This is a genomic window from Kistimonas scapharcae, from assembly GCF_039540975.1.
GTDB lineage: Bacteria > Pseudomonadota > Gammaproteobacteria > Pseudomonadales > Endozoicomonadaceae > Kistimonas > Kistimonas scapharcae.
The window spans coordinates 1-2257 of sequence record NZ_BAABFL010000046.1 but is presented as its reverse complement, the minus strand read 5'-3'; the positions used below and the strand labels follow the sequence as shown (position 1 = coordinate 2257).

Sequence of the window (2257 nt, the reverse complement as noted above, 5' to 3'; positions counted from 1 at the left end):
TTCGTGCTGGACTACGGCCTGGAAGACCATATCCCGCAACAGGATCTGGATAACGCTGCCAACATGCAGGCGAACTTTGATCCTCGCGGCAATGCCGTGGAGCTGTTAAGCGAGGTCATTGCGCTGGGACGTGAACAGCGGGTCGCCTCCCTGGTACAGGACAAGGGCAACTATACCCACAAGGAAACACTGTCCGGCACTGACCAGTGGAGCCATGCCGACAGCAAGCCCATCATCCAGCTGGTTGATGCACTGGAGACACCGATCAAGCGCCCGAACCTGATGGTCATCAGTCGCAAGGCATCCGTCCAGCTGCGTCGTAACCCAAGCGTCGTGAAAGCCTTTCACGGCACCCTGGCCGACGATGGTCTGGTACCCATGGCGTTCGTCAAGGACCTGCTGGAGCTGGATGAAATTCTGGTCGGTGCAGCTTATTACAACAGTCAGCGACCCGGTCACGAGATGCAGCTGGAACGGGTCTGGGGAAATCACTGCTCGTTGATCTATCGCAACCCGAACGCCCAGCCGAGTAAAGGCGTCACCTTTGGCTTTACCGCCGAACATGGCGGCCGTGTGGCTGGTACTCGTCCCGATGGCAATATCGGCCTGCGTGGCGGTGAGGCCATTCGGGTCGGGGAATCGCTCAATGAGCTGATTGTCTGCCCTGATGTCGCCTACTTCATCGAAAACATTATCGCCTGAAGGAGCGTTGCATGAGCCAGTACAAAACCCTGCATCCGGTCAGGCACAACGGCACGCTCTATCCGGCAGAGGCCAATATCAAACTCACGGAAGCTGAGGCTGAAACGCTGCTTGTGTTGGGTGCTGTTGTTCCTGCCAGTGACAGCAGAAAAACCACCAGGCCCAAAACACCGGAGCAGTCTGACTGATGTACTGCACCTTGCAGGGCCTGATCGACCGGTTCGGGGAAACGGAGCTGTTAAAGCTGACCGACATAAACCGCACCGGTTTGATCGATACCGTTCGGGTGGAACGTACGCTGGACGACGCTGGTCAGGAGATCAACACCTATCTGGCGGCACGGTATGACACACCGATTGATCCAGCGCCGGATATCCTGGCCCGTCTCTGTGCGGATATTGCCCGTTATCGGCTCTATGAAAACCGGGTCACCGAAGATGTCCGCAACCGTTACAAGGATGCGGTGGCGATGCTTCGTGATCTTGCCTCCGGCAAGGCTACGTTGCCGAGTGCCGCAGACGAGCCTGCAGCACCGGTTGCCGGTATGGACGTCACCGTTACCCGCAGCCGGACTGACCGGGTGTTCACCATGAACACGTTTGAGAGCACGGCCACACCGATGCCGGTGACCAACAGCGAAGCCGCCACCTCGACGGGACTGACATCGCCGCGACTCGAAGGCAGCGATTTCGTTTTTACCGATCAGAACGGCGGGCAGGTACGTGTGGATCTGTCGACACTGGACAGTTATCTCANCCATCGGTATGCACCATGACCACGATGCTGACTATATCGGTGATGCGCCCACCGATGGCCGACAATACACCCGCTACAACGGTGAGTGGACGGTGCTGGTCATACCGGACAATAACGACATTGTGATCAACGGCGGTTATTTTTAGGGACAGACCATGGCAAACGTCATCCGGATCAAGCGCAGCCAGATAACCGGCACCCCGGCCTCACTGGCCGAAGGGGAGCTGGCCTACTCGGAAGTCAGTGGTCACCTGTTTATCGGGGCCAGTAACGATACCATCCTGATCATCGGAGGAGTGACCGACCATAACAAACTGGCCGGTATTGAGACCAATGCCAACCACTACAGCTTACCAACCGCAACGGCGACGGATCTTGGCGGTATCAAGATTGGCGCAGGGCTGAATATTGATGGTGAGGGTGTGGTTTCGCTTGCCTCCGGTAGCAGCATTACGTCCGGCGAAGTGGATACCAGGATCAGCAACGCTATCAATAACCTGATAGCCGGTGCGCCAGCCGCACTGGATACGCTGAATGAGCTGGCCACGGCCCTGCAGGACAATGACAGCGAACTGGCGGCACTGACAACCGGACTGGATAACCGGCTGAATAAAAACCTCAACCTGTCTGACCTGACCGATATCAATGCTGCCCGCACCAGTCTCAACCTGGGGACGCTGGCGTTACAAAATCACAATGCCGCCACCATTACCGGCGGCGGTATCTCCAATGTGTCGCTCACCAACTGCGATATGGACGGGGGCAGCTTTTAAATGGCGGGCCTTCGGCTACGACGGAG

The 2257-nt window shown here is 57.3% G+C and carries 5 protein-coding genes; all 5 read left to right on the top strand.

What is annotated here, in order from left to right:
• The coding region (locus tag ABD892_RS02730) for a hypothetical protein (protein ID WP_345193596.1) at positions 1-702 on the top strand (702 nt) is incomplete at its 5' end.
• An 11-nt stretch (positions 703-713) separates the two neighbouring features.
• Positions 714-890, top strand: a complete 177-nt coding sequence (locus tag ABD892_RS02725) for a hypothetical protein (protein ID WP_345193594.1) — start codon at positions 714-716, stop codon at positions 888-890.
• Positions 890-1477 carry a gp436 family protein gene (locus ABD892_RS02720; RefSeq protein WP_345193592.1) on the top strand — a complete coding sequence of 196 codons (588 nt, stop codon included), beginning with the start codon at positions 890-892 and terminating at the stop codon, positions 1475-1477. Before ABD892_RS02725 ends, ABD892_RS02720 begins: the two co-directional genes overlap by 1 nt.
• Positions 1467-1604, top strand: a complete 138-nt coding sequence (locus ABD892_RS02715; protein WP_345193590.1) for a hypothetical protein — start codon at positions 1467-1469, stop codon at positions 1602-1604. Before ABD892_RS02720 ends, ABD892_RS02715 begins: the two co-directional genes overlap by 11 nt.
• A gap of 9 nt (positions 1605-1613) precedes the next feature.
• A complete protein-coding gene (locus ABD892_RS02710) occupies positions 1614-2231 on the top strand; it encodes a hypothetical protein (protein ID WP_345193588.1) in 618 nt (205 codons plus the stop codon).
• The last annotated feature ends 26 nt before the right edge of the window (positions 2232-2257 follow it).